14 protein-coding genes and 1 pseudogene are annotated in these 17,314 nt (G+C 72.6%); 12 read left to right on the forward strand and 3 right to left on the reverse strand.

Going from position 1 to position 17,314, the window contains the following annotated elements:
- Window position 1: 1 nt before the first annotated feature.
- Together ACZ7GX_RS22660 and ACZ7GX_RS22665 are read right to left on the reverse strand one after the other, a co-directional pair.
- Window positions 2-1,726 (reverse strand): glycoside hydrolase family 3 protein, encoded by a 1,725-nt coding sequence (locus tag ACZ7GX_RS22660; RefSeq protein ID WP_498779260.1) that lies wholly within the window; start codon window positions 1,724-1,726, stop codon window positions 2-4.
- 567 nt (window positions 1,727-2,293) lie between these two features.
- Window positions 2,294-3,106: an HAD-IB family hydrolase gene (locus ACZ7GX_RS22665; RefSeq protein WP_498779262.1), complete on the reverse strand. Its 813-nt coding sequence runs from the start codon at window positions 3,104-3,106 to the stop codon at window positions 2,294-2,296.
- Window positions 3,107-3,589: 483 nt separating this feature from the next.
- Between ACZ7GX_RS22665 and ssd the strand changes: the two genes are divergently transcribed.
- From ssd to ACZ7GX_RS22705, 8 genes are all read left to right on the forward strand, one after another.
- The gene (gene ssd, locus ACZ7GX_RS22670) at window positions 3,590-4,642 is read left to right on the forward strand and encodes a septum site-determining protein Ssd (RefSeq protein ID WP_498779264.1); all 1,053 of its coding nucleotides are present in this window, start codon (window positions 3,590-3,592) and stop codon (window positions 4,640-4,642) included.
- Window positions 4,643-5,302: 660 nt separating this feature from the next.
- A complete protein-coding gene (locus ACZ7GX_RS22675) occupies window positions 5,303-6,433 on the forward strand; it encodes a TadA family conjugal transfer-associated ATPase (RefSeq protein WP_498779266.1) in 1,131 nt (376 codons plus the stop codon).
- The gene (locus ACZ7GX_RS22680; protein ID WP_498779267.1) at window positions 6,430-7,191 is read left to right on the forward strand and encodes a type II secretion system F family protein; all 762 of its coding nucleotides are present in this window, start codon (window positions 6,430-6,432) and stop codon (window positions 7,189-7,191) included. Before ACZ7GX_RS22675 ends, ACZ7GX_RS22680 begins: the two co-directional genes overlap by 4 nt.
- Window positions 7,188-7,742, forward strand: coding sequence for a type II secretion system F family protein (locus tag ACZ7GX_RS22685; RefSeq protein WP_498779269.1), 555 nt, complete (start codon window positions 7,188-7,190; stop codon window positions 7,740-7,742). Before ACZ7GX_RS22680 ends, ACZ7GX_RS22685 begins: the two co-directional genes overlap by 4 nt.
- 32 nt (window positions 7,743-7,774) lie before the next feature.
- On the forward strand, window positions 7,775-7,951 hold the full coding sequence (locus tag ACZ7GX_RS22690; protein ID WP_498779270.1) for a DUF4244 domain-containing protein: 177 nt from the start codon (window positions 7,775-7,777) through the stop codon (window positions 7,949-7,951).
- Entirely contained in the window at window positions 7,948-8,295 is a 348-nt protein-coding gene (locus ACZ7GX_RS22695) for a TadE family type IV pilus minor pilin (RefSeq protein ID WP_498779272.1), read from the forward strand. The genes ACZ7GX_RS22690 and ACZ7GX_RS22695 overlap by 4 nt, the downstream gene beginning before the upstream one ends.
- Before the next feature lie 283 nt (window positions 8,296-8,578).
- Window positions 8,579-8,917 (forward strand): Rv3654c family TadE-like protein, encoded by a 339-nt coding sequence (locus ACZ7GX_RS22700; protein ID WP_498779273.1) that lies wholly within the window; start codon window positions 8,579-8,581, stop codon window positions 8,915-8,917.
- A gap of 269 nt (window positions 8,918-9,186) precedes the next feature.
- Window positions 9,187-9,789 carry a bifunctional DNA primase/polymerase gene (locus ACZ7GX_RS22705; protein WP_498779275.1) on the forward strand — a complete coding sequence of 201 codons (603 nt, stop codon included), beginning with the start codon at window positions 9,187-9,189 and terminating at the stop codon, window positions 9,787-9,789.
- Here ACZ7GX_RS22705 and ACZ7GX_RS22710 read toward each other — a convergent pair.
- Window positions 9,759-12,240, reverse strand: a pseudogene (locus ACZ7GX_RS22710) (DEAD/DEAH box helicase). The gene ACZ7GX_RS22705 and the pseudogene ACZ7GX_RS22710 sit on opposite strands and share 31 nt — an antisense overlap.
- Window positions 12,241-12,445: 205 nt before the next feature.
- On the opposite strand from ACZ7GX_RS22710, the gene ACZ7GX_RS22715 reads away from it, so the two are divergent.
- The 4 genes from ACZ7GX_RS22715 (at window position 12,446) to ACZ7GX_RS22730 (ending at window position 17,252) form a co-directional block, all read left to right on the forward strand.
- Entirely contained in the window at window positions 12,446-14,749 is a 2,304-nt protein-coding gene (locus ACZ7GX_RS22715) for a sodium-translocating pyrophosphatase (RefSeq protein ID WP_498779277.1), read from the forward strand.
- A 145-nt stretch (window positions 14,750-14,894) separates the two neighbouring features.
- Complete coding sequence (locus tag ACZ7GX_RS22720) at window positions 14,895-15,479, forward strand: hypothetical protein (protein WP_498779278.1); 585 nt, start codon at window positions 14,895-14,897, stop codon at window positions 15,477-15,479.
- A 45-nt stretch (window positions 15,480-15,524) separates the two neighbouring features.
- Window positions 15,525-16,133, forward strand: a complete 609-nt coding sequence (locus tag ACZ7GX_RS22725; RefSeq protein WP_498779280.1) for a hypothetical protein — start codon at window positions 15,525-15,527, stop codon at window positions 16,131-16,133.
- A 90-nt stretch (window positions 16,134-16,223) separates the two neighbouring features.
- Window positions 16,224-17,252 carry a hypothetical protein gene (locus ACZ7GX_RS22730; RefSeq protein ID WP_498779281.1) on the forward strand — a complete coding sequence of 343 codons (1,029 nt, stop codon included), beginning with the start codon at window positions 16,224-16,226 and terminating at the stop codon, window positions 17,250-17,252.
- The last annotated feature ends 62 nt before the right edge of the window (window positions 17,253-17,314 follow it).

Below are 17,314 nucleotides of genomic sequence, written 5' to 3' on the forward strand. Positions count from 1 at the left end.
GTCACCACTCCATGCCGTGGCCGAAGGGGTACGGGGTCGGTCCGGGCACCGCGACCGGCAGCTTGCCGACCGGGCCCACCTCACCGGTGATCACCCTGGCCAGCGCCTCCATCGACACCGCGCCGTAGGAGTAGGTCGCCAGCCAGGTCGGCGCGGCCGTGTGCGCCACGTCGTACGGGTTCTGCACGGCGACCGCGATCACGGGTTTGCCGGTGGCCAGGAGCCGCGTCAGCAGGGTCTGCTGCGCCGGTTGGCGCGACAGCGCGTTGGTGAGCACGACGACCACGTCGGCGTCGGCCGCGGCTTGGACGGCGGCCGTGATCTGGGCCTGGGTCGGCGCGCTGCCGGTGGGGAGCGCCGTGCCGCCGAGCACGCCCGCCAGGGTGCGGGTCGTCGTCTCGCCCCAGCCCGTGACCAGGGCGGCGGTGGGCTTCGCGCGCAGGGGCAGGACGCCCGCGTCGTTGCGCACGGCGGTGACGGTCCGGTCGGTGATCGCCCTGGCGGCGGCGAGGTGCTCGGCCGGGCCGACCGCCGAGTCGACCTTGTCCACGTCGACGAGCGGGCCGGTGAGCATGCCGCGCAGGAACTTCATCCGCAGGATCCGCAGCACGCTCCGGTCCACGCGCTGCTCGGTGATCTCGCCGCTGCGCACGGCCGCCAGCACGCTGTTCACCGCGAGCTCGAGGTCGACGGGCATGAGGAGCTGGTCGACGCCGGCCTTCAGGGCCAGCACGGGGATCTCGGCGTCGTCGTGCAGCTGCCGCACCCCCGCCATGGCCAGCGAGTCGGTGATGACCACGCCGTCGTAGCCGAGGTTCTCGCGCAGCAGGTCCAGCGAGGGCTTGGACAACGTCGCCGGCTCGCCCGACGGGTCGATCTTCGGCATCTGGATGTGCGCGGTCATGACCGAGTCGACGCCCGCGGCGATGGCGGCCCGGAACGGCGGCGCGTCCACCTCGGTCCACTCGGCCTCCGTGCGGTCGACCTTCGGCAGCGTCGTGTGGCTGTCGGTGTCGGTGTCGCCGTGGCCGGGGAAGTGCTTGGCAGTCGCGCTGACGGTGTGCTTGGCCAGGAAGCGGCCCTGGTAGCCGCGCACCTGGGCGGCGGTCAGCTCGGCCGCCAGCGCCGGGTCGCTCGAGTAGGAGCGCACCCCGATGACCGGGTTCGCCGGGTTGGAGTTGACGTCCGCGTCCGGCGCGAAGTTCTGGGTGATGCCCATGGCGCGCAGCTCGCGTGCGGTGATGCGGGCGGCGTGCTCGGCGTTCTCGGCGCTGCGGCCCGCGCCGAGGGCCATGTTGCCGGGGAACTGGGTGGCGGGCGCGCCGATGCGGGTGACGATGCCCATCTCCTGGTCCGTGGCGATGGCCAGCGGGACCCGGCTCGCCCGTTGCAGGCCGTTGGAGAGGGTGGCGATCTGGCGCGGGGTGTCGATGTTGTCGTAGCTGGAGTTGTTGAAGTAGACGACACCGCCCGGCTGGAACTTGGCCACCACCTCGGCCGGGGTGGCGACGCCGAAGTCGCGCAGGTTGCCGGGGTGCGCCTCGTCCGGCGACTGGCCGTGCAGGTAGGTGACGAACAACTGGCCGACCTTCTGCTCCAGCGACATGCCGCGGACCATCGCGGTGATGTGCTGCGCCTGGTCCGGCGAGGCGTGCGCCGGCGGCGCCGCCGGTGAGGTCACTGCGGAAGCCGCGGCCACGGCGACGGCGACGAGCGGACGGAGCACTGCGGCCTCCCCTCTGGGAACTTTCCACCACTCAGTGGTGCGTTTGGCAAGTTACCCACGTCACAGTGGTGGGTCAACGGGTTGCGCTGCGTGGCCATTGTGCGGAGGGGGACCGACAGAACCAGGGGGTTCGCGCTTCACTCGTTCGGGCACTGTTTCGGTGTCCGGGCGCGAAAAGACGGTGGGGCCCCTCAGCAGAGGGGCCCCACCGTCGTCAGCGCGGGCTTCTGAGTTACCAAGCGTGCAACTCGTGTCGTACCAACCTGGCCTCGGCGTCCGGCGTCCCGGTACGCAGGCCCTAGACGACAAGCCTCCCGCGGCGTGCTGCGCGTGGGTGTCTCGAAGTCCGCGCACGGAGCTCTGCCGGGGTGGACGCCGCTTCTCTTCCGCTTCGTCCCTGGCCGACCCGAGGTCCGCACTTCCTTTGTAGTGCGTGTCCGGCGTCACAGCAAGGGCTCGATGGGGTGCACCGTTCAAGCGACGTTCAGTAGCGGAAAGGCTTTTGTGACAGTGATTCCGACGCGCTCGGGACCACTGGTACCGCTGACCGGGGCACGGCGGGGTGAACTAGCTCCGGCGCCGCCTGCGCAGGCCGTACCAGGCCACGCCCGCGGCCGTCGCCGCGCCCAACCCGATCGCGGTCACGGCGACCGCGGTGCCGGACGGGCGGGGGATGCGGGCGCGCAGCGACACGGGGTCGGAGAACGTCAGCACCGGCCAGCCCCGCTGGGTCGCGATCCGCCGCAGCGCGCGGTCCGGGTTGACCACCGTGGGGTGGCCGACGGCCTCCAGCAGCGGCAGGTCGGTGATGGAGTCGGAGTAGGCGTAGCAGCTGCTCAGGTCGTAGTCGTGCTGCTCGGCGAGCTGCTTGACGGCGATCGCCTTGTTCTCGCCCGCGCAGTAGAAGTCGACCTCGCCGGAGTAGCGGCCCTCCGCGACGACCATCCGCGTGCCGACGCTGTGCGTCGCGCCGACCATGGTGGAGATGGGCGCGACCAGCTCCTCGCCCGAAGCGGAGACGACGACCACGTCGTGCCCTTCGCCCTTGTGGTCGGTGATGAGCTGCGTGGCCTCCTTGTAGACGAGGGGGTCGACGATGTCGTGCAGCGTCTCCTCGACGATCGAGCGCACCTGCTCGACGTCCCAGCCCTCGCAGAGCGCGGTGATGTGCGAGCGCATCCGGTCCATCTGGTCGGCGTCCGCGCCGGCCAGCATGAAGACGAACTGCGCGTAGGCGCTCTTGAGCACCGCACGCCGGTTGATCAGGCCCTCTTGGAAGAAGGGCCGGCTGAACGCCAGCGTGCTCGACTTGGCGATGACGGTCTTGTCCAGGTCGAAGAACGCGGCGACTCGACTGCCTTCGGTGGCGTGCTCGGTCACCGGTCAAGCTTAAGCGGGGAGGGGGTGGCGGGCCGCCGCCAGTGCTTCGTCACTTTACGAAGTAGGTGTGCGGTCCATCGAAATTTGGTCTCCCTCTGACGGAAGACACGCAAGACCCTGTCCTGTGGGGATACAGTAGACGGGTCCGGCTCGACCGGACGGGTTCAGTCCGACCCCCCGGGACTGAACCAATGACGACCCCCGTCCCTCCCCCCTGGCGGGGGTCGTCCCATGTCCGGGGTCGGTTTCGCCGGTGCTCCGCGCTGGACCTCCGCGCGCTCGTGCCGCTTCTTGCATCAGCCTCCGATCTTTCGTCCGGGTGCCGTGACGGCTGCCGTTCGGCCGGGCGCGGCCGTTCGCGGCGCTCCGAGTTGTCCACAGGCAGTCCGGTTGTCCACATGTTGATCATGTGGCGTTGTGTCCTTCCTCACCGCTCGACACCGTGGAACCCGTAGATCCACCACGGAGAACGGGGAGAGCGGGATGAAGCGACCGGTGGCACTGGTGACCGATGCGGGCCTGGTGGACGAGGTGCTCAACGCGGCGGCGGTCGTCGGCTGCGAGGTGGAGCGCGTGGTCGACGTGACGGCGTTGCGCGGGCGCTGGCACGGCGCGGCGGCGGTGGTGCTCGACTTCGAGGCCGTCGTCGCGTGCGGCGGGTTCCCGCGCAGATCGGGGGTCCACGTCGTCGGCGCCGGTCCGCCGGGCGCCGAGGTGTGGCGGCGTGCCCTGGCCCTGGGCGCGGAGCAGGTGTTGGAGCTGCCCGCCGACCAGGAGCGGCTGCGGGCGGTGCTGGCCGATGCCGCCGAGGGCGCGCCGGTCGGTGAGGGGAAGGTGCTGGCGATCCTGGGCGCCCGCGGTGGCGCCGGGGCGTCGGTGCTGGCGGTGGCGGTGGGTCAGGCCGTGCTGGCGGCCGGCGGCCACGGCCTGCTCGTCGACTGCGACCCGTTGGGTGGCGGCCTGGACCTGACGTTGGGCGCGGAGCGGCAGGAAGGGCTGCGGTGGCCCACGTTGAGGCTGACGGGTGGCCGCGTGCCGGCGGCGGCGCTGCGCACGGCGCTGCCGGGCCGTTCGGGCAGGCACGGGAGCCTGACCGTGCTGTCGTGCGGCCGGACGGGGCCGGGACCGGAGCCGGACGCCGTGGTGGCGGTGGTCGAGGCGGGCAGGCGTGCCGGTGGCACGGTGGTGTGCGACGTGCCGCGCCAACTGACCGAGGCCGCCTGCGCCGCCCTCGACCGGGCCGACTTGGCGGTGCTGGTGGTGCCGGCGGACGTCAAGGCGTGCATGGCGGCCAAGACCGTGGTCGACCGGGCCGGTGCGCGGGGCGTGCGGCTGAAGGCGGTGGTCCGCGGCCCGGCCCCGGGCGGTCTCACCACGGCGCAGGTGGTGGCGGCGATAGGCGTTCCGCTGCTGACCACCATGCGTCCGGAGCCGCGGCTGGCCAGGGCCCTGGACAACGGCCACTTCCCCGAAACCACGCGCGGCCCACTGGCCAAGGCCGCCCGAACAGTCCTGGCAGCCCTCCATGCGCACTAACCAGAACCCACTCGCCCACATCCACAACCGCGATCTTGACCGCGACCACGACAGCTACCGCGGCCGCGACCATGACCCCGGTCCAATCGCCGGCGAACGACGACCGCCTGCTCGTGGACCGGCGTATCGGTTGTCGCGCCACGCAACCGGGGCTGTTCCGCTCCGGATGCCTGGAGCGCGATGCCAAACCCTGTTGGCCGCAGTCGGGCCGAGCGTTCCGGCCGGCGGCGGCGATCTGCACCTCGCCGTCCCTCCGCGAACGCCGACCGCCGGCGGAAACGACCCGTTCCGCGACCTCGCCCACCTACCTCATCGGCACGATCCGGCCGTTCCTCGCCCGCCTTGGGGAAGAGGTCGCGGGATGGGCGCGGACAGCGGTCGTCGTGCGGATGTCGGTCGTGGCGCGGTTGGCCCCGGGTGGATCGGCGATGGATTGGCGGTGGGCGGTGACCTGTGACCGCGGGCCCACTGTGCGGCGGCATCCCGCGTACCGGCCGCCCGTGGGATTTCGGAGTTGTCGGCCCGTGTCGCTGTCGGAGCTGGTGCTCGCCGAGCTGTCCGCGTCGTTCCTGGGCGAGCCGGGCGATGGCCGGCCGGGGCTGGTCGAGGCGGCTCGGGAGGTTCTGGGAGGTCGTCGTCGAGCTTTGAGGGAGGGTGGTTGTGAACGATCTGGTTGAGCGCGTTCGCCTGCGGCTGGCCAGCGGGCGCGGTGACCTCACGTCGGCGGCTGTCGCGGCGGCCGTGCGTGGTGAGGCCGGCGGGGTGCTCGGTGACGAGGACGTCCAGCGGGCGCTTTCGGTGCTGCGGCAGGAGTTCGTCGGTGCCGGGCCGCTGGAGCCGCTGTTGCGGGACCCGGACACGACCGACGTCCTCGTCACCCGGCCGGATGAGGTGTGGGTCGACGGGGTCGGCGGGTTGCGGCGCACCGACGTCGCCTTTCCCGACGAGGCGGCCGTTCGTCGGCTCGCGCAGCGGCTCGCGGTGGCGGCCGGGCGGCGGTTGGACGACGCCGCGCCCTGTGTCGACGGGTGGTTGCCCGGCTCGGTGCGGTTGCACGCGGTCCTGCCCCCGATCTCACCGTTCACCTGCCTGTCGTTGCGGGTCCTCCGCCCGGCGGTGCACGACCTGGAGACCTTGGAGGCTTGCGGCACGTTCGACCGGATGGCGGCCGACCTGCTGCGGGCGATCGTGGTTGCCCGGCAGGCCTTCCTGGTCGTCGGCGGCACGGGTTCGGGGAAGACGACGCTCCTCGCCGCGTTGTTGGGGTGCGTGCCGCACGACGAACGGGTCGTGTGCGTCGAAGACGCAGGAGAACTCCAGCCCCACCACCCGCAGGTCGTCCGCCTGCTGGCACGCGGCCCGAACGTCGAGGGCGCGGGCGAGGTGACGATGCGCGACCTCGTCCGGCAGGCGTTGCGGATGCGGCCCGACCGGATCGTGGTCGGGGAGGTGCGGGGCGCGGAGGTGTGCGAGCTGCTGTCGTCGCTGAACACCGGGCACGACGGCGGCGCGGGGACGTTGCACGCCAACTCGCCGGCCGAAGTCCCCGCGCGGCTGGAGGCCTTGGCCGCGCTCGGTGGGCTCGACCGGCACGCCTTGCACAGCCAACTGGCCGCCGCGGTGAAGGTCGTGCTGCACATGCGCCGGGCGGGCGACGGCACGCGGTACCTGGCCGAGATCGGTGTGCTGGAACGGCGGTCCGGTCACCTCGTCGTCCGACCCGCGTGGCGGCGTGACGGGGGTTGGCAGGAAGCCGGCGCGGTGCTCAAGGGCCTGGTGAGGGCGTCATGAGCCTGCTGTTGCTGGCCGCCGCGTTGGTGGTGCTGCCGTCGGCCCGGGCGCGACGGCGGCTCGCCGGGCCTCGGCCCGCGGGGCGGTGGAAGTCGTGGAGGCCCAATCGGGTGCTGGTGGTCCTGGTGGGGATCGCGCTGGGGATGCCGGTGGGAGCAGGTGGCGCGATCGCGGGCGCGTTGCTGGCCGCGACCGTGTGGCGGACGTACCGGGAGGCGATCCGGCAGCGCGACCGGATGGCGGCGTCCGTCGCGCTCGCCGACGGGCTGAAGGCGTTCGTCGCGGAACTGCGGTCGGGCGCTCACCCGGCCAAGGCGGCGATCGGCGCGGCGGAGGACGCACAGCCGCCGGCGACCGACGTCCTGCGGGCCATCGCGGCGACGTCGGCACGTGGTGGCGAGGTCGAGGCGGCGCTGGCCGACTTCCCCGACGCCACCCACCTGGCCAGGGCGTGGCGGCTGTCGGCGGTGCACGGCGTGCCGTTGGCCGACGTGCTGGACGCGGTCCGGCGGGACCTCGACCGGCGCACCGCGTTCGCGGGGCAGGTCCACGCCCGCATGGCCGGTCCGCGGGCCGGCGCGGCGGTGCTGGCCGGGCTGCCGCTCCTCGGCGTGGTGCTGGGCGAACTCGGCGGCGCGGGACCGTTGGCCGTCCTGTCCGGCACTGCGCCGGGACAGGTGCTGCTGGTGGCCGGGGTTGCCCTGATCTGCGCCGGGCTGCGGTGGAGCGGTCGGTTGACCAGGCAGGTGATCGCATGAGCCTGCTGCTGCTCGCCCTGGCGGTGATCGCCTTCCCCGCGCCGACGAGAGCCGCGGCGCGGCTGCGACCGAGGACCAGGCGAAAACCCGTGCCGAAGGCCAGGCCGCCGGACCCGTTCGCCGCGGCGGCGACGTGGGACCTGCTGGCCGCCGCCTTGCGGGCGGGCCTGCCGGTGGCCGGCGCGGTGCGGGCCGTGCTGCCGGCCGTCCCTCCGGGGCCGGCCGAACGCCTCCGCGAGGTGGTCGACCTGCTGACGTTGGGCGCGGACCCGGTGCACGCGTGGGCCAAGGCGCTCGCCCACCCGGACACCGCGCCGCTGGCGCGAGCGGCACGTCGGACGGCCCGGTCGGGCGCGGCGCTGGCCGGGGCGGCGGCGGACCTGGCCGCGGAGGCGCGGGCGAGGGTGTCCGACCAGGCCGAGGCCCGTGCGCAACGCGCCGCGGTGCTCGTGGCGGGACCGCTGGCGCTGTGCTTCCTGCCCGCGTTCCTGTGCCTGGGCGTCGTGCCGGTGGTGATCGGCGTCGTCGCCGGCGTGAGCGACGACTGGTAACTGTCCACAGTGGAGCTGAAGGAGAGTGGGAGATGGTGGCCGGCAGGCGGAACGTGTTGGGCGACAGCGGGATGTCGACGGTGGAGTACGCGATCGGCACGCTTGCCGCCACGGCGATCGCCCTGCTCCTGTACTCGCTGATGAGCGGGGACTGGGTGGAAGGGCTGCTCCGGGCCTTGGTGCAGCGGGCGTTCACGGTGGACGCGTGAGGCGGGAGGTGCTGGGCGATGACCGGGGCGGGGTGACCGTCGAAGCGGCGGTGGCGGTGTGCGGGTTGGTCGCCGTGCTGGTGCTGGGTGTCGCCGCGGTCATGGCGGTCGTGGCTCAGCTCCGGTGCACGGATGCGGCACGGGAGGCGGCTCGGCTGGTCGCCCGGGGCGATTCCGCGCGGGTCGACGCAGTGGTCGGGGCGATCGCGCCGGAAGGGGCGCGGTGGGAGGTGAGGAGGGAGGGGGACACGGCAACGGTGGAGGTCGCGGTCTCGCGGCTGGGTGTCGAACTGCGGGCACGTGCGTACGCGGTGGTCGAGCCGGGGGTGGTCCAGCCTGGGTAGCCGAGCTGGGTAGTCGAGCCGGAGTAGTCGAGCCGGAGTAGTCGAAGGACGGCTCGGGTCGCGGGAGTCGGCGGACGGCTCGGGCGGCGGTGGTCGCGGCGGCCGGTGAGCCGCTGAGGCCCGCGTCGGTCGCGGCGATCGGGGAGATGCCGGGCAGGAAGGGGGCGGGCAGGCAGGAAGGGCCGGCGGGACAGGAAAGGGCGGGGAGGGCAGGGGCCGGAGCGCAGGGGTCGGAGCAGGGCGAAGGGCCGGAAGTAGGGACAGACAAGGAGGGGAGGGGTGGGTGGTTGGTGATGACCGTGGGGCGGCGTCCGTCATGGCGGTCGCGGTGGGGGCGGTGTGGTTTGGGCTCGTGGTGGTCGGCGTGCACGTCGGTGAGGCCGTGGTGGGCAGGCACCGGTTGGGTGCGGCGGCCGACCTCGGGGCGTTGGCGGCGGCCGGGCAGTTGGCCGGTGGGGTGGCGCACGCCTGCGGCCGGGCCGAGTGGGTCGTCGAACGGATGGGTGGGCGGTTGGCCTCGTGCCAGGTGGAGGGGTGGGAGGTGAGTGTCCGCGTCACCGGCGAGCCCACGGTGTTCGGCGCGCCCAGCGCCCGGGCCCGTGCAGGTCCGGCCGAACCGTAACCCGTACCCGACACGACGAACGGTCGTCCGTCGGCGGTGAGCGGACTCACACGACCGCAGATTCGCGGCTTCGCGGCGGGCGGACGGCTCGCAGGCCGTTCTGCTCCACGCCCCCGGCCGCCGCGTTCGCCGTGCCACAACGACCAGTTGTCGACAGGCGGTTACCAAAACCCCCGGTCATGGCGTTAGTTCAAGTGGTGGCACCGACACGGTGTCGAACGACGCGCGACACGGTGTCGTGGACGCAGGACGCAGGAGGCGAACGAAAGATGGAGTGGTCGGATAGCTGGCGCGGGGCCTTCCGCATCGAGCTGCGCGCAGAGGCGGTCAACCTCGCGTGGCACGGGTGGCCTGTGCTGCCGGGCACCTATCCGGCGGGTGAGCGGTGGGCCGGGCGCGACGGCGTCGAGGACCTCGGGCCGGTCCCGGTGCACCGCGACTGGCAGGAGCGCATCGGCACCAAGGCGGAGCAGGTCGCCACCTGGTGGGCGGGCCACTCCTACAGCATCCTGCTGGCCACCGGCCACGGCGTGGACGCCGTCGAGGTGAGCGCCGACCTCGGCCGCCGCGCCGCGGTCGAACTGCGCGCCGCCGGCGTCCCGGTGCCGATCGTGGCGACCCCGGAAGGCCGCTGGATGTTCCTGGTCGCCTCCGGCGGCACGCCGGTCACGGACCCGGACGTCAAGCACTACGGCCAGGGCGAGTACGTCCCGCTGCCGCCGAGCACGGGCCACGTCGGCGTCGTGCACTGGCGGGTCAAGCCGCAGATCTGCGCGTGGCACCTGCCGCACGTGGACGTGGTCCGCGACGCCCTGCTCCAGGCCGCCGACCGCACCAGCGCCTACGGCCTGGTCGCCGCCGACCGGTCCTGATCGACTCGGCCGTGCCGGACGTCGTGGCGGCTCTCCCCGACGACCCCGAGCACGACGTCCAGCACGGCCACCCCGCCCGCCTTGTCCAGCGGATCGTTGCCATTCCCGCACTTCGGCGACTGCACGCAGGACGGGCACCCGGCCGGGCACGCGCAAGCCGCGATGGCCTCCCTAGTAGCGACCAACCACGGGACTACCGCGTTGAACCCGCGGTCGGCGAACCCGGCTCCCCCGGGATGACCGTCGTGCACGAACACCGTCGCCTCCCCGGTGTCCTGGTGCAGCGCGGTCGAGACTCCGCCGATGTCCCAGCGGTCACAGGTCGCGAAGAGCGGTAGCAGGCCGATCGCCGCGTGTTCGGCGGCGTGGGGGGGGGGGGGGGGGGGGGGGGGGGGGGGGGGGGGGGGGGGACGGGCTGGTCGCCGTGGGGGTGGTGGGGGGGGGGGGGGGGGGGGCGCTCCCGGCCCCCCCCCCCCCCCCCCCCGCCCCACTGCCCAACAACTCCGCGGACACCGTGTACCAGACCGCCCGTGTCACCAAGGTCTGCGCGGGCAGCGACAGCGGCACCGAGTCGACCACCTGCCCGGACGGCAGTTTCCGCAGGTAACCGACGACCTGCGAGGTCACCTCGACCTCGCCGAGGCACACCGTCACCCCGTCGAACGAGCGCTTCTCCAGCACCCGGACCACCGAGATGTCCTTGGTGTCGCGCGCGGTCGTCGTCCAGTCCGGCTTCTCCGCGTGCACCATCGCCAGACCGCTGTCCAGGTCCAGCTCGTCCACCACGTACGACTCGCCCTGGTGCAGGTAGACGGCGCCGGAGTGCACCTGCCAGCACGCCGAACCGGGGTCGACCGTGCCGAGCATCCGCCCCGAGTCGGCCTCCACCACCACGACCTGCTCGCCGCCGGACCCGCGGATGTCCACGGACGAGTGCGGCCGGTCGTGCGAGGTCCAGTACCAGCCGTTCGGCCGCCGCCGCAGCACCCGCCGCGCCACCATGTCCTCCACCACGGCCAGTGCCGCGTCACCGCCGAAGGACTCCAGCGACTCCGGCGTCAGCGGCAGCTCCGCCGCCGCGCACGCCAGCTGCGGCTCCAGCACGTACGGGTTCGCGGGGTCCAGCACCGTCGCCTCGACCGGCTTGTCCAGCACCGCCGACGGGTTGTGCACCAGGTAGGTGTCCAACGGGTCGTCCCGCGCCACGAACACCACCAGCGCGTCGGCGTCCTCGGTCCGCCCCGCCCGCCCGGCCTGCTGCCAGAACGACGCCAGCGTGCCCGGGAAACCGGCCACCACCACGGCGTCCAACCCGACGATGTCGACGCCGAGCTCCAACGCGTTCGTCGTCGCCACGCCGAGCAGCTCGCCCGACGACACGGCACGCTCCAGCGCCCGCCGCTCCTCCGGCAGGTACCCGCCCCGGTAGGCGGCCACCCGCTCGGCCAACGACGGGTCGACCTCCGACAACACCCGCCGCGCGCCCAACGCGGTCAGCTCCGCGCCCACCCGCGACCGCACGAACGCCAACGACCGCGCGCCCTCCACGACCAGGTCGGCCAGGATCCGCGCCGTCTCCGCGCCCGCCGAACGCCGCACCGGCGCCCCGTTCTCGCCCTCCAGGTCGTCCAGCAGCGGCGGCTCCCACAACGCCACCGTCCGCCCCGCGCGCGGCGACCCGTCCTCGGTCACCGCCTCGCACGGCGCGCCGAGCAGCGCCGCCGCCGACGCCGCCGGATCGGCCACCGTCGCCGACGCCAGCACGAACACGGGATCCGCGCCGTACCGCTGCGCGACCCGCCGCAACCGCCGCAGCAGCAACGCCACGTGGGAACCGAAAACTCCCCTGTACGTGTGACATTCGTCGACCACCACGTACGACAGCCGGCGCAGGAACCTGATCCACCGGGCGTGGTTGGGCAGCACGCCGCGGTGCAGCATGTCCGGGTTGCTGAACACCCAGTTGGCGTGCGCCCGCACCCAATCGCGTTCCGCCATCGGCGTGTCGCCGTCGAACGACGCCGCGCGCACGCCCGGCACGCCCAAACCGCTCACCGATCTCAACTGGTCCGCGCCCAACGCCTTCGTGGGCGAGAGGTACAGAGCTGTTGCCTTCGGATCAACTGTCAACGCGCTCAGGACCGGCAATTGGTACGCCAGCGATTTGCCCGACGCGGTGCCCGTCGCCACCACGACGTGCGATCCGGACCACGCGTGCTCCGCCGCTTGCGCCTGGTGCCGCCACGGCTGGGCCACACCCCGTTCCACCAGCGCCGACACCACCGGTTCGGCTGCCCACGACGGCCACTCGACGGGTTGCGCGGGACGCGGGGGCTGCTCTTCGGTGTGCGTCAACGGCGATTCGCCCGCGGGTACCCCGGCGAGGACACGGTCCAGCAAACGACGTCCCTGGTTCGCCACGGGGCGCAGCTTCGCACACCCGGGGGACATCCGAACCCCACCTCTGCGGATAACGGTGTGTGTACGGATCGGGACGCGTTGTTGCCTGGTTGCGCACTATGAATAGACTCCGCCGCTATCGCATCCAATGAGGGGTGCATCACGTTGTGTCGGGGCTGACAGTCGCGTGAGTGACCCGCCTCACACCAGCGGGGTGGCCCTGACATTGGGCTTGGAAAACTCACCAGGAGGACGGATGTCCCGGCAATTCCTCGCGGAGGGCCTCGAGCTCTCCGGAGGTGATCGCGGCCTCGTCGCCGTGGTCGCCGTGGTCGCCCTGGCTGCCCTGGCCGTGGGCTACGTGCTGCTCCGGGAGGTGCTGGCCGCGGGCCAGGGCACCTCCAAGATGCAGGACATCGCCAAGGCGGTCCAAGAGGGCGCAGCGGCCTACCTCAACCGGCAGTTCCGAACGCTCGGCATCTTCGTCGTGATCGTGTTCGTGCTGCTGTTCGCGCTTCCTGCCGAGGACATCGGCGAACGGATCGGCAGGTCGCTGTTCTTCCTCGTCGGCGCCGGCTTCTCCGCCGTCATCGGCTACCTCGGCATGTGGCTGTCGACCCGCGCGAACGTGCGCGTCGCCGCCGCGGCCAAGGAGACCGGCGGCCGGGAGAAGGCCATGCGGATCGCGTTCCGCACCGGCGGCGTGGTCGGCATGTTCACCGTCGGCCTGGGCCTGTTCGGCGCGGCCCTGGTCGTGTTCGTCTACGTCGGCCAGGCGCCCAGGGTGCTGGAGGGCTTCGGCTTCGGCGCCGCCCTGCTCGCCATGTTCATGCGGGTCGGCGGCGGCATCTTCACCAAGGCCGCCGACGTCGGCGCGGACCTGGTCGGCAAGGTCGAGCAGGGCATCCCCGAGGACGACCCGCGCAACGCCGCGACCATCGCCGACAACGTGGGCGACAACGTCGGCGACTGCGCCGGCATGGCGGCGGACCTGTTCGAGTCCTACGCCGTCACCCTGGTCGCGTCGCTGATCCTCGGCACGGCCGCGTTCGGCGCGAAGGGCCTGCTGTTCCCGCTGATCGTGCCCGCGATCGGCGTGCTCACGGCGGTCATCGGCGTCTACATCACCAGTGCCCGCACCGGCGAGAACGGCCTCACCGCGATCAACCGCTCATTCTACATCTCGGCGGTCGTCTCGGCGGTGCTGTGCACGGTGGCGGCGTTCGTGTTCCTGCCCAGCTCGTTCGCGGGCCTCGCGGGCGTGTCGGAGGAGATCGCGGGCACGCCGGGCAACCCGGCCCTGATCGCCGCCGTCGCGGTGATCATCGGCATCGTGCTGGCGGGCGTCATCCTGTGGCTGACCGGCTACTTCACCGGCACCGAGCACAAGCCCGTCAAGGAGGTGGGCCGCACCTCGCTCACCGGCGCGGCGACCGTCATCCTGTCCGGCATCTCGGTCGGCTTCGAGTCGGCGGTCTACACCGCGCTGGTCATCGGCGGCGCGGTCTACGGCGCGTTCCTGCTGTCCGGTTCGGTGGTCGTGTCGCTGTTCGCGGTCGCGCTGGCCGGCTGCGGCCTGCTGACCACGGTCGGCGTCATCGTGGCCATGGACACCTTCGGCCCGGTCTCCGACAACGCTCAGGGCATCGCGGAGATGTCCGGCGACGTGGACGGCGAGGGCGCGCAGATCCTCACCGAGCTCGACGCGGTGGGCAACACCACCAAGGCCATCACCAAGGGCATCGCGATCGCCACCGCCGTGCTGGCGGCGACCGCGCTGTTCGGCTCCTACAAGGACGCGATCGAGCAGGCGCTGCGGGACGTGCAGGTGGGCCTCGGCGAGGTGCCGGTGTCGTTCACCAACGTGGTGTTCAGCCCGAACGTGCTGGTCGGCCTCATCATCGGCGCGGCCGTGGTGTTCATGTTCTCCGGTCTCGCGGTCAACGCGGTGACCCGCGCGGCCGGCGCGATCGTGTTCGAGGTGCGCCGCCAGTTCCGCGACAACCCCGGGATCATGGACGGCACGGTCAAGCCGGAGTACGGCAAGGTCGTCGACATCTGCACGAAGGACTCGCTGCGCGAGCTGGCCACCCCCGGCCTGCTCGCGGTGCTGGCGCCGATCGCGGTCGGCTTCGGCCTCGGCGTCGGCCCGCTGGCCGGCTACCTGGCCGGCGCGATCGCCACCGGCACGCTGATGGCGGTGTTCCTGGCCAACTCCGGTGGCGCCTGGGACAACGCGAAGAAGCTGGTCGAGGACGGCAACCACGGCGGCAAGGGCTCCGACGCCCACGCCGCGACCGTCATCGGTGACACCGTCGGCGACCCGTTCAAGGACACCGCCGGTCCGGCCATCAACCCGCTGATCAAGGTGATGAACCTGGTCTCGGTGCTGATCGCGCCCGCGATCGTCGGGTTCTCCGTCGGCTCCGGCGAGTCGGCCGGCATCCGGTACGCGATCGCGATCGTGGCGGTCGTGGTCATCGTGGGCGCCGTGGTCGTGTCCAAGCGGCGCGGCACGGCGATCTCGGACACCCCGGCGGAGGTCACCACCTCCGCGTGACGTGCGAGTGGGAGGGCGGGGTGCCGCAGTCGGGGGCACCCCGCCCTCCCACGTCCGGGTAGGCCGGGTGGGCGCGCCCGGATGGGGGCACACTGTTCGGTGTCGCCCGGGATCGGAGTTGCACGCAACGATGGGGAGCACCCTGATGAGACTTCTGCCGCTGGTCGCCGCGACCACCCTGGTCGTGGCGGTTGCCGGGTGCGGGTCCGGGGGTGACTCCACCGCGCCCACGTCGTCGTCCGCGGCTCCGTCCGACGCGGCGGCGGTGGCGTACATGGACAAGGTGTGCACGGCGGCGGCGTCGTTCGCCACGGTGCCGAAGACACCGCCGCAGCTGGACGCGAACGACCCGGCGAAGCTGAAGGCCGACATGGGCGCGTACATGGGCCAGATGGCCGACGCGTTCACCCAGACCGCCACCAAGCTGCGCGACGTGGGCCCCTCGCCGGTGGCGGGCGGTGACCAGCAGGTCGAGCAGATGGCGGCGACGTTCACCGACATCGCGAAGAACTTCAGCGACGCGAAGGCGGCCATCGAGGCGGCGGACGCCAACGACCCGGTCGGCGGGTTGCAGGCCGCCGGGGAGGCCATCACCCGGCTGGATGATTTCGTCGCGCCGCTGAAGCAGTTGGAGGCGTCGCCGGAGCTGTCCGCGGCGGCCGAGAAGGCGCCGGCCTGCCAGGACCTGCGGACGCTGAGGCCGTCGGAAGCCGTCACGCCGACCTCGTAGTAGGTTGCCCCCTCACCTTTTTCACCCGATTTGGGGGGCATTTCCGTGAAGCACCGTGTCGCGCTCGCCGGCGTGTTCGCCGCAGTCCTCGTCACGTCCGCGTGCGGGGGTGGCGGCTCGTCCTCGTCGTCCGGTTCGACCGCGACCACCACGACCACCACGACCGCGGCGGCCACCGCCGACCCGATCGTGTGGACCGGCACGTTCTGCGAGGGCATCGCGCCCACCATCGAGGGCGTGCTGACCCTGCTGAAGACGATGTTCGAGGGCGGCGCCGAGGACCCGGCCGTGCAGAAGACGGCGCTGCTCGACTACAGCTCCAAGGCGGGCAAGTCGCTGACCGAGGCGGGCGCGAAGCTCGAGGACCTCGGCGCGCCGTCGCCCGAGAGCCAGGAGCTGCACGACGAGCTGGTCAAGTTCTTCACCGATTCGGGCAAGACGCTGACCGAGGTCAACACCGAGCTGGCGGCGCTGGACCCGGCCGACCCGGAGTTCGCCACCAAGCTGGAGCAGCTGGGCGGCGACCAGGCGGACCCGTCCAAGCTGCAGGAACAGATCAAGAAGCTGCAGGAGGACCCGAAGCTCGGCCAGGCGTTCAAGGAGGCGCCGGAGTGCGTGGCGATGGCCGAGACGCTGAAGAGCCTCGGCAGCTGACACCGCTGGGACGCGTGAGGCCATTGGGGTACGTGGTTCAGCCCTTCGGAGACTGGCCGTGGTCGAACGTGTGTTCTACGCTGCGTCTTCGTGGGGCAATTGTCCTTCTACTCGGCCGAGGCGAGACAGCCTTGCGTCGGTGACCTGGCGGGCCTGCTGTGCGGGCCCGGCCGGGCGCTGGGCTTCGCCCGCGGACGTGCGGCCCGGGTGTCGGTGGGTCTCGACACCCGGGACCGGGCCGCCGCGGTGGTGGCGGCGCTGGCCGAGCGGGGCGTGCAGGCCCGGGTGGAACTCGTGCGGACGGTGCAGGTCGCGGCCGGGGCCACCGAGGACGAGCCCGAAGCGGCCGGACCAGGGGTGGACGAGCCAGGGGTGGACGAGCCAGGGGTGGACGAGCCAGGGGTGGACGAGCCAGGGGTGGACGAGCCGGCCGGGACCGAGGCCGCCGCGGCCGAGCCCGATCCGGACGAGGTAGCCCCGGACGAGGTAGCCCCGGACGAGCCCGTTCCCGACGAACCAGTCCCCGACGACCCGTTCGACGAGCTGGTCGAACCTCTCGACGACCTGGGCGAGCCCCTGGACGAGCTGGTCGACGACGAGCCGGACGGGTTCGCGCCCGTCGTGATCGGGTCGGGCCGGCGCGGACCGGCAGCCGCCGAGCCGGAACCCGAGCCCGCGCCGGAGCCGGAAGCGGAAGCTGCCGAGGGCGAGACCGAGACCGAGACAGCCGAACCCGTGGTCATCGAGGCGTGGCAGGTCACGACGGCTTTCCGCACCGACCTGGCCGGGTTGGCGGCGCAGTGGTTCGACGGCGACCGCAAGGTCGTCCCGCCCGATTTCACGCTCGACGGCGCGGCCCTGCGGCTGTGGGCGCTCACGTCCGGCCGGTGGGTCGAGTCCGGCTCCGGGTACCTCCTCGGCCTCGACCCCGAGGCGCCCGACACGCACGAAGCGTTGCGAAAAGCATTGGCCACGTCGGGCCTGCCCTCGACACTCTTGACCGGGAAAGCCGGGGGACCGGCGTTGCGCGTCGTCGGCAGACGGCGGCTCGAACGGCTCGCCGAGCTGGTCGGACGCGCGCCCAGGGGCGTCGCGGAACGCACCTGGCCGGCCGCGTAGCGCGTCCTCCTGGCGGAGGATCCGGCACAGTTGTGTCACCCTGTCCCGACCAGGGCTGCCCA

This window comes from Actinosynnema sp. NPDC037264, from assembly GCF_055603705.1.

Excerpts from the sequence above, each read along its gene's own strand:
- ACZ7GX_RS22720 (WP_498779278.1), top strand. The coding sequence starts at position 14,895 with ATGAGACTTCTGCCGCTGGTCGCCGCGACCACCCTGGTCGTGGCGGTT.
- ACZ7GX_RS22685 (WP_498779269.1), top strand. The coding sequence starts at position 7,188 with ATGAGCCTGCTGCTGCTCGCCCTGGCGGTGATCGCCTTCCCCGCGCCG.
- ACZ7GX_RS22705 (WP_498779275.1), top strand. The coding sequence starts at position 9,187 with ATGGAGTGGTCGGATAGCTGGCGCGGGGCCTTCCGCATCGAGCTGCGC.
- ACZ7GX_RS22680 (WP_498779267.1), top strand. The coding sequence starts at position 6,430 with ATGAGCCTGCTGTTGCTGGCCGCCGCGTTGGTGGTGCTGCCGTCGGCC.
- ACZ7GX_RS22715 (WP_498779277.1), top strand. The coding sequence starts at position 12,446 with ATGTCCCGGCAATTCCTCGCGGAGGGCCTCGAGCTCTCCGGAGGTGAT.
- ssd (WP_498779264.1), top strand. The coding sequence starts at position 3,590 with ATGAAGCGACCGGTGGCACTGGTGACCGATGCGGGCCTGGTGGACGAG.
- ACZ7GX_RS22690 (WP_498779270.1), top strand. The coding sequence starts at position 7,775 with ATGGTGGCCGGCAGGCGGAACGTGTTGGGCGACAGCGGGATGTCGACG.